This is a genomic window from Desulfatiglans anilini DSM 4660, assembly GCF_000422285.1.
GTDB lineage: Bacteria > Desulfobacterota > DSM-4660 > Desulfatiglandales > Desulfatiglandaceae > Desulfatiglans > Desulfatiglans anilini.
This window is the reverse complement of sequence record NZ_AULM01000002.1, coordinates 1-14465: the sequence shown is the minus strand read 5'-3', so window position 1 is coordinate 14465 and position 14465 is coordinate 1. Positions and strand designations below refer to the sequence as shown.

Here is a 14465-nt window from a genome sequence, read left to right as displayed (position 1 = left end):
GTCTAGAGCCCTTCTTCCGCAGGCTCCAAGGGTTCGGTCTGTTCGATCTCTCTGCTGATTCTGCCTATCTTTTTGAGAAGCCGCCACGGTGTACCGATCAATCGCTCCATGTAACCCTTCATGCTGTCTCCGATGTCCTTCAGGGGAACGTAGTCGATTTCCGGCTGGTCAACCGGTCCGTGGATTTTGAAACGATACACCAGAACGGTCTTGTCTTCACCACTCAATATATAACCCACCACCGGAATTCGGCTCACAAGGCTGTCGATGGTCCCCAAGGGCTGGACACCCATATCCATTGCGACCGTTTGCGTCCGGAGATCGAGAGACCCCTCGACTGCGGCATTGAAGGCCGGGCTCCTGATCAGAAGGTCGTCGCTTTCGAGAACCCCTTTTTCGGCCGCTATCTGCCCCTCGATGCTCTGAAAGTAGAATCCTTCACGGGAGATATCATCCGGCCGCCGGTCGACGATCCTCTGCAGACTGAGAAATTCCAATATCTTGACAATCAGGTTGGATCGTCTGATGATCCCGTCTTCGAGCTTCACCCTTGCCCGGCCATCCATGTTCTTTGTCAGATCCGAAAATCGCTTCCCGCGTGTGAAAAAAAAACCTTCCATACTCAGACGCCCTTCGATCTCGGTGGGCTTCCACCCGCAAAGACCCGCAATTTCACTGATCGGCTGCTCCTCCGACAGGACATGGGCCGAAACCTCGATCGAAGGGGATCCACCCCGGCGCACCGAGCCTTTCAGGGTCATGCGCGTCTGCTGCAGCTGCAGCAGGACATCTTCCACAGAGAGGGCTCCGCCGGCCAGGGTCAACTCGCCTTTCAACTTCCCGCATCCGCGCCCGTTCCACTCGGCCTGATCGATCGCCACCGAAAACCCCAAATCGGCCTTCTGGGGGAAATCCCAGTCTTTCCGTCCGGATTCCCCTGCGCCCACCTTCTTCAACGACTCCAGAAGACGAGAGAAATCGACACGCTCGACCTCCAGGTGCACATCACCGCTCGGGGCCCTCCAGAGCGAGTCGAACGTGCCGCGCCCGGATACATGGCCCTCGTCCAGCAGAAGCGAAAGCTCAGTGAGCTCGCACGACTCGCCGTCCAAGGCCAACGCGAACATCCCCTCGCGAATCGACATGGAAGTCATCGGCAGGGTCCACGCCATGTCCTGACCTGACAAGAAGCCCTCGGCCGAGAAGTCCTCCGGAGAGTGCGTCGGGATGACCAGATCGAGATCTCCCTTCAGGACCCCTTCAAGGGGGACCCGCCCAGCCAGCGTGGGGCGAAAATGAAGCGTCTTCAACGGCAAGGAAGATGAGGCAACCGACACCTGCAGCCTGTCGACATCGCCGAATCCCGTGACCTCGGCGGTTGCGTTCTGCAAAGAAAACAAGGCCTTGCCGGAAATCCGTTTATTCCTTTCGGGGAGGTACGTGCCGTCGAACGCCACCCGGCAACCCTGATCCGGCAGTTTCATCGAGAAGGTAGGCGCATCCCATGTCATGCCGGAAATGTCCGCTTCAGCCACAATCTGCCATCCCGCGTCCACGGCCTTCAGGGAAAACCGGCATGGAACGTCTTGGGGAAAGGCCGGCAGCCACGGCGACACGATCCCGGTATACTGCATCAGCCTCAAGAAATCGATCCCGCCTTGACCGCTCAGACTCCATCCGTCTTCCCAGCCCGGGCCGAAGGCGCCCTCCATCTCTAACGATGAGCCTTCCCAGTCAAAACGGCTGGAAAAGCGGCTTTCCCCGGCGAGATCGAGTTGCAGGGTCCCTTGCTCAACGTGCAGGACCCCCGTCGCATCATCCGGGGACCATCTCCCATCGACCACCTCGAAAACGCCGCTCTGCAGGACCGGCCAGGCCGCTCCTGACACGTAGGCGACCCGGACATCGGCCTCGATGCGGCCGCCGACCGATTCGGGCTTCGTGCGCTCGACCCATCCCGTCAAGCCGGGCGGCAGCGGCACCCTCCCGGCGATGGCTGCAAGGTCGGAAGCGTCCAATCGTCCCTTCAGGGAAAAATCGAAAACGGGGGGATCCTCATAGAGATCGAAGATGATCATCGACCCTTCCTGGAGTTCCGATTGCCCGAAAAGCGCCCTGATACCCGAGATCCTCAACTCCCCATTCGCGATATCCAGCGATCCCGGAATCTCCCGAAAAGGAACCGGGGCCCAAGGCGTATCGGCGGTCAACCCCTTCCAGCCTATCGAGAGAGAGAGCGTGTCGGCGTTTCTCCTGTCACCCAGGGATCCGATGCGGCTCACGGACCCAGCCACGCGAATTCCGTCCAAGACCGCCTCTCCATCCTGCAGAAGCGGAAACAGGTCTTTCTCTAACCAGGCAGGCAGAATCGAATCCGGGATCAAGGGCATAAAATCCTTCAACGCGATTGCATCACTACTGGCCAGGATAAGGATCTCCGGATCTTTGGGATTCTTCAGATCGAATCCGGAGGAACCGGTAAAATGAAAACCGGGGCCCTGCAGTGTGAAAGAAGTCAGGTCGATGCGCCGATCAGCATAAGCAGCCGTTGTGTTCAATACCAACTCGCTGAAACGGTATGACTTGCTCCGCTCCGCGTTTCGAATCTCGAAGGCGCACTGTCTTCCCTTCAGCCGGGCATCCGCACTAAAACCCAGAGCCCGGCTGCCGCTCAGCGAGATGTCCATGTCCATCCTTCCGCCCTGCCAGGGAATGAAAGAAGGCCAAGGCAACCACCGGATCGGGAACGAACGGCCTTCAAGACGCATCCGGCAGAGCGGCGCCTCTGGATGAACCGCGTCCTCCTTCACCTCGCCCTCCAGAGAAAGGATCGACTCGCGCCGGTCATGGATGAGGCGTCCACGGGTCCTGAAATCGACCGTTAAAGGCGCGTTCACCCGCTGCTCTGCAATGAGATCGAAGTCCTTCAATCGGACCGACCCGCCGTTCAAATCCAAGCGGCCGTCCTCCAGATGCAAAGAAACAAGCTCTCCGAACTGACGCAGCAACACCGGAAAGACCCCGTCGGCCCAACCAACGGCCGCTCCCGCCGGCTCCCCCGGGAGGGACCGCAGGTGGACAATAGGCTGATATACATCGATGCGAGTCGGTGAGATCTCCCCCTGAAGCAACCCGATTGGGGACAATACGATCCTGAGGTCCGCAGCCTCCATCCGCATATTGCCTGAATGGGAAACAGCCTCGGCCATGTTAGCCCGGATACCTATCCCGTGCAGCCAGTTGACGGCGATTTCTTCTGCAGCAAGGTCGAATCCGATTTTTCCACCGATTTGCTTGAGGAAATAGGTCTGAACCGCAGGGTCCTGAACCAGGCGGTCCGACAACAGCATCAGGAGCCCCCCCAATACGATCAACATTAGAGGGGGGATGAGCACCTTCAGGATCATTCGCCGCATCGCGTGAAGTAGTCTCTCAGAATCGTTTTGTGATCGAAGGCAAGATGCTCAGGAAGCCCTCCTCGATAAAAGATACCGACCTCGGCCGCATCATCCGACGCCTTCGGCTCCCCCTCGCCCTGTGCCACAAATACCACGCTGATGGTGTGCCAACGCGGATCCCGTGTCGGGTCGGAATAGGCGCCAAGCTGGTATCGAAGCGTTATCCGCAGACCGGTTTCTTCCAAAGCCTCCCGCTTCACCGCCGCCTCGAGCGATTCACCGTAATCGACGAATCCACCGGGCAGCGCCCAGCCATAGGGAGGATTCTTTCTGCGAATCAACACAATCCCACCGTCTTCCAATTCGATGATGGCATCCACCGTTGGAAAAGGATTGCGATAGGCGGTCACTTTGCCTCCGCAATGGGGGCAGATCAGGTCGGTTTTCATGGAACCAGAGGCTCTTTCGAGGAGAGGGCCTTCCGCACCAGCAGGATTCGCTGGGCAGCCGTCACATTCGACAGACAGGCAAGGAGAAAAAGGATGCACTTGAGAAGATAAGGTCCGGCGACCGGCAACGCCCCCAAAAGCCCTCCGATCACCAGCAAAACCATACGCTGAGGCCGTTGGAACCATCCCTCTTTGCACTCTAATCCAAGCCCTTCAGCCCTCGCGCGGGTGTAGCTTACCATAAAAGACCCCACCATTGCCAGCAGGATCCACAGGATCGTCCAGGGAGCAACGGTTGAACCGGCCGGTGTATCAACCCCCGACACCGAAGCACCCCCGCCCACGAAAAACCATGCAAATCCGATCAGGATGAAAGCCTCGCCATAGCGGTCGAGCGTGCTGTCAAAAAAGGCCCCGAACTTCGAGGCCCGCCCCGTGCTTCTGGCAAGGCTACCGTCAAGCGTGTCCAATACCCCGGCCAGGGCAATGACCCAGGCGCCCCAGAAAAAAGACCCTCCCCCGACCAGAAGCCCGGCAACAGCACTCAGAATCAGCCCCGCAAAGGTCAGCGCATCCGGATGGATGTTCAACCTGGTCAACACCGACTCGAGCGGGCCCAGAAGGGCATAGTAGCGGACGCGAATCTTTCCGCCGATTTCCCTCATGTCGAATGTTTTCACAAACGGCCTCCTGGAGCGCCGGGAACGGATGTTGAAGGGCTCAAGAAACCCTATGCACCCCGGCGCAGAAAGGGCTGTTGATCGTCGCCATCGAACGAATGCGGTCCCCTACCTCGCCTGTTACAATCTCGAACAGTGGCAACGCTTCCGGTACTCGAAGGAAAGCGCTTCGACCGTCTCTGCGCTTCAGTTCCTCTTTGGCCAAGACCTTGACGAGCAGAAGGTCTCTCGGTCCGAGATGCGCCTGCTGCCTGCGCCCAGCCAAACGGTAGGCAAACGTGACAAGCGCAATGGCAGTCACGGCATTTCGATCCGCCCCGAAATCGCGGGTCGAAACATCGATCGCGGCCACGGCCGTCAGGATTTCATAAGGCACCTCCGCGAGGAGGGTCGCCTGATTGAAGGATCCGGAAAGCCACCGAAAGGATTCTTTTCCGATGAGAGAGACGATAGGGTTTTCGTCGGCCATTTCTTGTACTCGCTCCTCGTTGGATATCGCTTCAGGAATAAAGGGGAAGGGTCTTTTCGTGGAGCAGGGCACGGGGATCGACGCACGGTCTGAAAACACCTTCTTTTCGAGGGCGCAACAAAAAGTGGGATAGGATTGCTACCCACCCCACTTTCATCCTTTCGCGGTCCCCAGGGCCCTTCTCAAGAACGTTTCTGCAACGGGCCAGAAGAACAAAGAAGCACCTTTCACTGAGGCCACTGCAGCGCCACCGATCCGCGGCGCCGGATGAGACCCCTCGATGATTCGGCACGGCCTAAACCATTGGTCACCATGCCTTCAACCACCCGGATTCAGACCCCGCCTCAAAGGCCCTTCCGGACGCTTCCCTGGAAAGCGCCCTGCGCGCACCTGCACATAGAAACGGATCAGTATTCCGGCGGCATCTTCTTGAGTTTCGCCAGAGAAAACACCGGACCGTCTTTGCACACGTACTGGTCACCTATATTGCAGCGTCCACAGATGCCGATGCCGCATTTCATCCTCATCTCGAGGGAAAGGATGATCTTCTCCGGCGGGAATCCAAGTTTTTCCAGCACCGGCTGGGTAAATTTAATCATAATGGGAGGGCCGCAAACGATGGCGATCGCATCCTCGGCACTGGTGATCTTCTTCTCCGTGATGGCCGGCACGAACCCCACATTGTATTTCCAGTCGGGGTCATCCGTTCCATCTACGGTGATGTGCATGTGGATGTCGTCCCTCTGCTCCCAGGCGGCCAGCTCATCCCGATACAGAAGCATGCCGGGATTACGGGCCCCATAGACAACGATGATATCCTTGAACTTCGGCCTGTTCTGGGGGTCCAGCATATAAATGATGCTCGACCGCAGGGTCGTAAACGCAAAGCCGCCGCCCACGATGATGACGTTCTGCCCTTCCATCTCGTCCCATGGGTACCAGTTGCCGAGCGGCCCTCGAATACCCATGACCTCCCCTTCCTGCATATTGTGCAGATAAGAGGAAACGAGTCCGACCTTGTTGACGGTAAAGGCTACAAAGCCTTTTTCCGTAGGAGAAGATGCGATCCCGATGGGGATCTCCCCTTTGCCCGGAATCGACAATTCGGCAAATTGACCGGGTGTATAAGCGAATTTTTCCTCATCTTCCGGATTCAAAAAAACAAATCTGAAGGTCTTGAGGTTCCGATCAACGGTCTCTGTCGTTATTTTATCAATCCGAACCGGATAGGGTAAATATGGATTTCTCAATGAAACACCCCCTGTCTCAAGCGTTCTTGACATCCTTCCAACGCCTTTTGACCTCTCTGACCCACCCGTTCATCGAAGACGGCCAGGAAAAGACCTCACAGAAGCATCGGCGCATAAAACCTTACAGCCGTCTGAACGTAAAAAAGGCTATCCTTCGTATGCATTCATCCGGGCGCAAACTTTTCTGATGTCGATATTGACCGGACAATAGCGTACACAACGGCCACACCCGGAGCACTGCACGCCGTCACCGTATTTATCGACATAGTATTTCAGCTTGTGCATGAAACGCTGCCGGACACGCTGAAATTTCTTGTCTCTCGGATTGTGGCCCGACCCGTGCAAGGTGAAAAGCGGATACATGCAGGAATCCCAGTTTCGGAGGCGGTCACCCTGTTTGCCGTATGCCTCGTCCTGGATGTCGAAGCACCAGCAGGTGGGGCACAGATAGGTGCAGGTTCCGCAGTTGATGCAGGCAAACGCCACCTCATCCCAGAACGGAGCATTGAACAGATCCAGAACCACCTTGTCCTTCAGTTTGTCGGTAGGGACTTTCGACGTCATCCGGCCTTCGGCCTCCAATGCAAGCCGCTTGGCCTTGTCGACTGCGTCCTGGGCGGCTTCGGCCCCACCACCCACTTTATCCACAAATGCCTGTCCTTTTTCTGTGATGACCCGGACCAGGAAAGCATCGCCCAGATCGAAGAGCAACGCATCGAGGCCTTTTTCGGAGAAAGGGCCACCTCCGACCGAGTTGCAGAAACAGGTATCGCAGGGCTCGTTGCAGCCAAGCCCGATCAGGACCGAAGACTCGAAACGTTGCACCCACCAGGGATCCCGGAATTCCTTATTGTCGAAATTGATCTTCACGATTTGAAACGCCTGGGCATCGCACGGCCGGATGCCGACGACGGCCTGAGGGGCGTAGTCTTTCGGGGCTTCTTTGACGATAAAGGCATCCTCATCCTGCTTGTCCAGGGAATATTCGAATATGCGCTCGGACTGAGGATAGACCAGGCCTTTGGGGGAAAGCCGCGTATTCTGATAGCTGAAATCCGGTTTTTTCCCGCTGTCGATCGGGGCGAACATGTGAAAATCACCATCCTTGACCGGTACGAATACCTTGTAATCTCCTTTAACGCCCCCAAGACGTTCCAACCACTCATCTTTAGTGAATATCTTGTCTGTCATGGAATTTACCTTTTGTCTATTCGCTGTGCGGTTTATGACCCCTCAGGCGGAATCCGGACAGTGGATAACGCCGTCTACCGGATAAACGCATTGTAGTCATCCGGTTTATAGACATCCAAGGGCGGCCTTTGATCCAGCGTCAGACCAGCTTCCCAGGAAAAAAGTTCCTCAGCGTCTTTGTTGAGTTTCTTGGTGAACTGCCTGACAGGGATACCGACCGGGCAAACCCGCTCACAGGCACCGCAATCGGTGCAGCGTCCGGCACAGTGATAGGCCCGCAGGAAGTGAAACGTCATGGTATCGGTGGGATCGATGCTCTTTCCCACCCACTGCGGCCGGCTTTCGTCGACGAAGCATGTCGGACAGTAGCACAGAGGGCAGGCGTTGCGGCAAGCATAACACCGGATGCATCTTGAGATCATCCGATTGAAGAACTCCCATTTCTGCTCCGAGGACATCCCCTCGATCTTTTTCACATCCTCATAGGCATCGACATCTGTCTGTTCCGGAACGGGATCCCCCAGCATTTCGTCATAAATAACGGGATTGCGATGGCGGCAGATGACACAGTTGCTGCGGAGGAAATCCTTCTTGGCAAATGTCTCCTCGAATCCCGGGCCTTTCACGGTGAACCGGTCGCCTTCTTCCTCGACGGAAGTAATCTCACGATACTTGACGGCCCTCACCACGGCGCGGTGATCGATCATGCCCTCGCACGGAATGCCGACGATATAGAGTTGATCCCGTGCGATCTGGTTTTCGATGATGTGCGTCACAATATTCCGGGAATTGCATCCGTTTGCGACGATGCCGATCTTGTCCGTGCGTTTGGTCAGGTAATTGCAGAGGTTCAGACCGCAGTGACTGTCCCAGTGCAGAATCTCCGTCTGCTCCGGATCCTTCACCAGGACAGGCTCGTTCATCATCGGGACCGACCCCTTTTGGTAACCGATGAATACGTCCACCTTTCCATCGGCAAGCAGCTTCTTGGCTGCTTCTCTGATCTTGCCAGCATATTCCAACATCATGCCACCTCGGCTCTTTGTTTGATCAAGTACTTTGCAGGCCCCAAGGCCCGCACTTCGTCCGCCACTTTGTTGGCCACTTCAACGAATTTGGTGGCCTCAGCGGATGAGATCCAGGAAAAATTGAGCCTCCCCGGTTCGATACCGATGTGTTCCAGCAGCCCTTTCAGAAGGGCGAACTTTCTCCGCGCGTAGTAATTACCTTCCAGGTAATGGCAGTCTCCCGGGTGTCACCCGGAGACCCAGACGCCGTCGGCACCGTGCCGGAAGGCAGCCAAGATGAACTTGGGGCTCACCCGTCCTGAACAGGGAACACGGATGACCCTGAAGTTGGGCGGATATTGGAGCCGGCTGACGCCCGCCAGATCGGCTGCGCCATAGCTGCACCAATGACAAAGAAATGTCGTGATCTTGGGTTCCCATTCGCTCATTGTTGCATTCTCCTGGTCCTGTATTCGTAAATACGTTGACGATATTCCATGCGAACATCGGATCTGGTATGGCAGGCAAGGCACCCCGTTCCCGCCGAAACCGGGAGCCGGGCACCCACCCAATGGTTCCATCCCTCCCGTTAAAGGCCTTTTCCGGTCTCGGCGTCAATCCTTTTTTCATCCGGAAATGGTCTTTCTTGCCAATCTCGGCGTCAATCTGCACGTCTGCTTGTGAGGAGACCTAAAGGCCGCCTCGAAGCAGGTGGCTGATTTCCTTAGATATTGACAAAAACCCCTCATTTCCGGATTGGAAACCGGGTTGTCCCGGGAAATCTTTCCGGATGTGCACCCATCTACGCGGTTGTTTGTGCGGCAACCTGAAGCCGCCTCAGCGCAAACACCTGATTTCCTGGATAGGAGCAAAAAGCCCCTGTCTCAAGATTGGAAACTGGGTTACGCCAAATAGCCGGCGTCTTTGCAGCCCTTTGCCGCTGCCCCCATCTCAGACCACCGGAAGGCCGGAGATGGCATTTCCGGATGGAAGGCTCGCTCGTACCGGACAATCATCGCGATGAGCACGAATCAGATCTCATCGATCATCGCCATGATCTGATCCGTCCCGAAGCCTTTCAGGTTGATCGCTCCCGAACGGCAGGAAGCAACGCACAACCCGCACCCTTTACAAAGCACCGGATTGATTTCCGCCCTCCCCGCAAAAGGCCCCTTTTCTATGAACGACGGAGCCGAATAAGGACAGACGCTCACGCATACACCACAACTGCTGCAGTATGCCGGGATGACCTGGGCCACCGTGCCGCTGACCTGCACGGTTTTCCTGGCCAGCAGGGTCACAGCCCGCGAGCAGGCAGCCTTAGCCTGGGCCACCGTTTCGTCGATCGGCTTCGGATAATGCGCAGTGCCGCACAGGAACACCCCGTCGGTCGCAAACTCCGAAGGACCCAGTTTGGCATGGGCCTCCACGAAAAACCCATCGGCGTTCATCGGGATCTTGAACAGCTGCGCGAATGCCTCATCCTTCTCAGGGATAATGGCGGACGCCAGCACTAACAAATCCGAGCGGATCAGGACCGGTCGTCCCAGGATGTGGTCATCCACCACAATCTCGAGGGCATCCGCTCCAACCCGTACTGCAGGCTTCTTCTCATGGGAATACCGGACGAAGATGACGCCGGCCTGCCGCGCCTTCCGATAGAGATACTCTCGCTCCCCGTAGGTTCGCATGTCCCGGTACAGAATGTACACTTCCATGTCGGGATTGAGTTCCTTCAAGTGCAGGGCGCTTTCCATCGAATGGGTGCAACACACCCGGGAGCAGTAGGGCCGCTCCGGTTCTCGGCTGCCCACACACTGGATGAAAACGGCGCTTTCCAGCTTTTTGAGTTCCCCGTCGTTTTCGATGAACCGGCGGTCCAGTTCGAGGTGTGTCAAAACCCTGGGATCCTTGCCGTATTCATAAACATCGGGCCGCCACTCATGGGCACCCGTGGCGACAATCGCTACCCCGTGCAGCACCTCTTCCCGCGAATCCCCGCAACTCAGGGTGGTCTTGAAATTTCCGACAAACCCCTCGACATTTTCGAGCGTGGTATTGAGGCGGACATCGACGTTGGAATCCGTTTCGAGCGACCGGACCAGGTTCCCGAGATGGGACTGGACATCCTCCCCCTTCCAGGTGCGGAAAAGGTTTCTCGCCTGCCCTCCCAGGGCGCCGGCCCGCTCCACCAGGCAAACCTGATAGCCCTGCTCCGACAGGGTCCTGGCCGCAACCATGCCAGAGATGCCGCCTCCGATCACCAGCGCCTTCTGATTGACTTCCAGGCTGGTTTCTGCAAGCGGCTCCATCAGAGCCACTTTGGACACAGCCATCCGGACCAGGTCTTTCGCCTTTTCCGTTGCAGCCTGGGGGTTTTCCTTGTGCACCCAGGAGTCCTGGTTGCGGATATTGGTCATCTCGAAGAGGTACTTGTTCAGACCGGCGCTGATCAAGGTTTCCTGGAACAGCGGCTCGTGGGTCTTCGGTGTACAGGCGGCCACCACGATCCGGTTCAGGTTCTTCTCCTTGATGACCTGGCTCATGATGTCCTGCGTATCCTGAGAGCAGGTGTAAAGGTTGTCCGCCACATATTCGACGTAGGGCAACCCTTCCGCGTAGGCCCGGACAGCCGGGACGTCCACCACACTTCCGATGTTGATCCCGCACTGGCAGACGAACACGCCGATCCGCGGCCGCTCGCCGAGGACGTTCCGTTCGGTGGGTGTCTCCTTTTCCCTCGTGAGGGTATTGCGCCCCTCCCTCAACAGGGCACCGGCGTCCGCGGCAGCAGAACTGGCCTCGATCACGGACTGTGGAATGTCCTTCGGCCCCTGGAAGGCGCCGCAGACATAGACGCCCTTCCTCGACGTAGCGACAGGATCGAAAGAGGTCGTCCTGCAGAACGAACCCTCTGTCAGCTCAACGCCCAATTCTCCGGCCAGCCGCACAGCCGCGGGATCCGTCTCGAGCCCGATGGACAAGACGACCATGTCGAAGGGCTCCTCGATAAATTCCCCCTGTTCGTTCGCATACTTGAGAATCAGATCCCCGCTTTCCTCCAACTCATCGATCGTGTGGACCCGGGAACGGATGAAGCGGATGCCGTGCTTGCCCCGCGCATCATCGTAATAACGCTCGAAATCCTTGCCGTGCGTGCGCATATCCATGAAAAAGACGGCGCACTCCAAAGCGTTCCCAGCATGTTCCTTGGCGATGACGGCCTCTTTGATGGCGTACATGCAGCAGACCGAGGAGCAGTATCCATGATCGCACCGGTTGATGTCGCGTGATCCGACGCACTGCAGCCAGGCGATCTTCCGGGGCTCCTTGTGGTCGGACAATCTCACCAGGTGACCCATCGTCGGACCGGACGCCGAGAGGATGCGCTCGAATTCCATCGAAGTGAGCACATTGCGGAATTTGCTGTAACTGTAGGTATCGTACCGGCTGGGGTCAAAGGGGCGGAATCCGGGGGCGAGAATGATGGAGCCCACATTCAGCTGAGCGGCCTCGGGCTTCTGCTGGTGCGTTTCGAGGGTGACTGCCCCGGCGCCGCACGCCTCCACGCACTGGTAGCATTCACAGCAATACCCGCAGTTCAGGCACCTCGCGGCCTCTTCGAGGCCCGCCTCTTCGTCGTAGCCAAGTTCGACCTCCTTGAAACTGCCTTTCCTGGCCTCGAGATCGAGCTCGGGCATCCGGGCGCGACGGCGCACCGCCGCATCCGGAGGAATCGGTCGATAGACCGGCTCGGGATTGGCAGCGAATTCCCTGCCCGCTGCCATATCGACACCATCCAGGTACCGTACAATGGACTCGGCGGCCTCCCTTCCGGCAGCGATGGCACCAATGGCCACCCAGGGACCGGTCTGAACGTCCCCGCCCGCAAAGACCCCTTTTTTCCCTGTTGCGAAGGTGACCGGATCGGCCTCGACGGTCCCCCAGCGCGTCAGCACCAGGTCTTCCGTGTCCTCCACCGGTGACAGATCCGGACGCTGCCCGATCGCGGGTACCAGCTGATCGATCTCGATCTCGAACTCGCTGCCCGGCAGGGGAACAGGACGGCGACGGCCCGAGGAATCCGGCTCGCCGAGTTCCATTCGGATGCAGCGCAACGCCACCACACGGCCATCCTCCACCAGGGCCTCCTGCGGAGCGGCAAGATAGGTGATCTTGGCCCCTTCATCTTCGGCCGCCCGGATTTCCTCTTCCCAGGCAGGCATCTCCGCCCGCGTACGCCGGTAGATGATGTGGACCTCCTCGGCCCCCAGCCGAACCGCCGAACGGGCCACGTCGATCGCAACATTTCCGCCGCCGATGATAGCGACCTTTCGACCGACGGGCGCAGTTCCCTTCAGGTTGACTTCCCGCAGGAAGTCGACGCCCTGGCGAACACCCTGGGCCTTCTCCCCCGGTATCCCCAGCTGGATGCCCTTGTGAGCCCCCATCGCCAGGAAGACTGCGCCGTAGCCTTCCTCAAAAAGGCCTTCGAACGTGATATCCCGGCCAAGCGCCGTACCGGTCCTGATCTCGACCCCCAGGCGCGTAACAACCTCTATTTCCCGATCGAGAACTTCGCGGGGCAGCCTGTGACCGGGAATCCCCACGCGGAGCATTCCGCCCACAGCGGGAAGCGCCTCGAAAATCGTCGATTGGATGCCCTTCCTGGCGAGGTGGTAAGCCGCACTCAGGCCTGCCGGGCCCGAGCCGATGATCGCCACCTTTTCTCCCCGCTTCGGAAGACAGGAAACCGTGATCTCCCTCGGGTCGAACCGGTCCGCCGCCAATCGTTTGAGGTCCCGGATGGCCACCGGATCGTCCACCTCGCAGCGGCGGCAGGCATCCTCGCATCCATGGGGGCAAATACGCCCCAAGACGCCGGGAAGCGGCAGATCCTCCATGATGATTCGCAAGGCCTCTTGGTACTTCCCCTGCTTGACCATCTGCACGTAGCCCTGAACATTCAGGCCGGCAGGGCAGGCCAACCGGCAGGGCGCCTTGTCGGCCTTCTGAATGGAGAATGCGCCGGGAATCGCCTGGGCATATTTCTTGAAGGTCGCCTTTCTCTCGGCAAGGCCCTGGTCATACTCGCTCGGCAGGTTGACGGGACAGACTGTGGCGCAATCTCCGCAGGCCGTACATTTCAAAGGATCGATATATCGAGGGGTCTTGTTCAGGGTAATGGTGAAGGAACCTTGCTCTCCTGCGACGTCCACGATTTCAGCGCAGGTGATTAAATTGATATTCAGGTGCCGGCCGACCTCGACCAGTTTAGGAGAGATAATTCACATGGCGCAGTCATTGGTGGGAAATGTCTTGTCGAGTTCACTCATCACACCGCCGATGGCGGAGGACTTCTCGACCAGATGAACAAAATATCCGGAATCCGCGAGATCCAGCGCCGCCTGCATCCCCGCGATCCCACCGCCTACTACCATGACGGAACCTACCACGTTCTCGGGCATCTCATTCTCCTCAAAGCAATCTGTCAGAAAAGCGACCTTCTCAGGTCTCCCCAGTTGCCACAGCGCACCTTACTCCGGAGCGCCGAAAATTGTCAACCAAAATATGGTTCGGCTACGGGCTGAACCGCTCGTCTTTACACGCAAAAACGCCGCTTTGATCCCCATTCCTCTTCCAAAAACGGCTTGAATCAACCTTACCCCGATGCTATTTTGTTTTCATCCGGAAATGGTCTTTTTGGCCAATCTCGGCGTCAATCTGCACGTTTGCTTGTGCGGCGACCTGCAGGTCGCCTCCGCGCAAACGCTTGATTTCCTTGATATTGAAAAAAACCGGGACCAGCCTCACGCCAAAGCGTTGGGACTGAGCACCTGAAGGGTGTGGCGAGAAAATCCTCATTTCCGGGTTGGAAACCGGGTTTTTCCGGGAAATCATTCCCGGATGGATCTTATTATGCTCCCAGCCGGGAACAGCCTTTTCTCCACTCCCGTATGAAGCTATTTTAACCACACCCAGCCGCCCGATCAACGCTTAGTTTCCATTCGGCGCGCGCTG

The 14465-nt window shown here is 57.7% G+C and carries 10 protein-coding genes; all 10 read right to left on the bottom strand.

The window, feature by feature from the left end:
* Nucleotides 1–2: 2 nt before the first annotated feature.
* Entirely contained in the window at nt 3–3377 is a 3375-nt protein-coding gene (locus H567_RS0102090) for an AsmA-like C-terminal region-containing protein (RefSeq protein WP_161626543.1), read from the bottom strand.
* A 26-nt stretch (nt 3378–3403) separates the two neighbouring features.
* Nucleotides 3404–3847, bottom strand: coding sequence for an NUDIX domain-containing protein (locus H567_RS0102085; RefSeq protein ID WP_028320122.1), 444 nt, complete (start codon nt 3845–3847; stop codon nt 3404–3406).
* A complete protein-coding gene (locus H567_RS22575; RefSeq protein WP_051184401.1) occupies nt 3844–4527 on the bottom strand; it encodes a CDP-alcohol phosphatidyltransferase family protein in 684 nt (227 codons plus the stop codon). The genes H567_RS0102085 and H567_RS22575 overlap by 4 nt, the downstream gene beginning before the upstream one ends.
* Nucleotides 4528–4567: 40 nt before the next feature.
* Entirely contained in the window at nt 4568–4996 is a 429-nt protein-coding gene (locus H567_RS0102075) for a hypothetical protein (RefSeq protein ID WP_028320121.1), read from the bottom strand.
* Between the two features lie 407 nt (nt 4997–5403).
* Entirely contained in the window at nt 5404–6246 is an 843-nt protein-coding gene (locus H567_RS0102070; RefSeq protein WP_028320120.1) for an FAD/NAD(P)-binding protein, read from the bottom strand.
* 147 nt (nt 6247–6393) lie between these two features.
* Complete coding sequence (locus tag H567_RS0102065) at nt 6394–7437, bottom strand: 4Fe-4S dicluster domain-containing protein (protein ID WP_028320119.1); 1044 nt, start codon at nt 7435–7437, stop codon at nt 6394–6396.
* A gap of 74 nt (nt 7438–7511) precedes the next feature.
* Nucleotides 7512–8462 carry a 4Fe-4S dicluster domain-containing protein gene (locus tag H567_RS0102060; RefSeq protein WP_028320118.1) on the bottom strand — a complete coding sequence of 317 codons (951 nt, stop codon included), beginning with the start codon at nt 8460–8462 and terminating at the stop codon, nt 7512–7514.
* Nucleotides 8462–8893 carry a hydrogenase iron-sulfur subunit gene (locus H567_RS29250; protein WP_208598313.1) on the bottom strand — a complete coding sequence of 144 codons (432 nt, stop codon included), beginning with the start codon at nt 8891–8893 and terminating at the stop codon, nt 8462–8464. Before H567_RS29250 ends, H567_RS0102060 begins: the two co-directional genes overlap by 1 nt.
* 582 nt (nt 8894–9475) lie before the next feature.
* Nucleotides 9476–13912: an FAD-dependent oxidoreductase gene (locus tag H567_RS0102045; protein ID WP_153306014.1), complete on the bottom strand. Its 4437-nt coding sequence runs from the start codon at nt 13910–13912 to the stop codon at nt 9476–9478.
* A gap of 205 nt (nt 13913–14117) precedes the next feature.
* Nucleotides 14118–14438 carry a hypothetical protein gene (locus H567_RS0102035; protein WP_153306013.1) on the bottom strand — a complete coding sequence of 107 codons (321 nt, stop codon included), beginning with the start codon at nt 14436–14438 and terminating at the stop codon, nt 14118–14120.
* Nucleotides 14439–14465: the final 27 nt, after the last annotated feature.

Excerpts from the sequence above, each read along its gene's own strand:
- H567_RS0102060 (WP_028320118.1), bottom strand. The coding sequence starts at position 8,462 with ATGTTGGAATATGCTGGCAAGATCAGAGAAGCAGCCAAGAAGCTGCTT.
- H567_RS0102065 (WP_028320119.1), bottom strand. The coding sequence starts at position 7,437 with ATGACAGACAAGATATTCACTAAAGATGAGTGGTTGGAACGTCTTGGG.
- H567_RS0102090 (WP_161626543.1), bottom strand. The coding sequence starts at position 3,377 with ATGTTGATCGTATTGGGGGGGCTCCTGATGCTGTTGTCGGACCGCCTG.
- H567_RS0102085 (WP_028320122.1), bottom strand. The coding sequence starts at position 3,847 with ATGAAAACCGACCTGATCTGCCCCCATTGCGGAGGCAAAGTGACCGCC.
- H567_RS0102075 (WP_028320121.1), bottom strand. The coding sequence starts at position 4,996 with ATGGCCGACGAAAACCCTATCGTCTCTCTCATCGGAAAAGAATCCTTT.